The sequence below is a fragment of the Peribacillus sp. NPDC056705 genome, from assembly GCF_043656335.1.
This window is the reverse complement of the sequence record NZ_JBHTYI010000075.1, coordinates 1-301: the sequence shown is the minus strand read 5'-3', so window position 1 is coordinate 301 and position 301 is coordinate 1. Positions and strand designations below refer to the sequence as shown.

At 56.5% G+C, this 301-nt stretch carries 1 protein-coding gene; it reads left to right on the top strand.

The window, feature by feature from the left end; translation table 11 throughout:
• On the top strand, window positions 1–301 hold a 301-nt coding region (locus tag ACFRAK_RS27270), incomplete at both ends, for a protein adenylyltransferase SelO family protein (protein ID WP_394572925.1).

Here is a 301-nt window from a genome sequence, read left to right as displayed (position 1 = left end):
AGCACGCCGTTACGCTGGCTGAGGAAGAGATTGCAGGCTTCACGGATCTTTATCATCAGTATTGGCTCGATGGGATGCGGGCGAAGCTGGGCCTGATGGATGAAGGAGCAGAGGATGAGTCATTGGTGGAGGACTTGCTCGCCATGATGAAGGAATATCATGCGGATTACACCAACACATTCCGCGAGTTAACGTTGGCCAGACCGGAGGCTACGCCTCTGTTCGGTACCTCTGAGTTCGGTTCGTGGCATGCACGCTGGCAAGCCCGAGTGGCTGCACAGCCGGAAGGATGGAAGGGCTC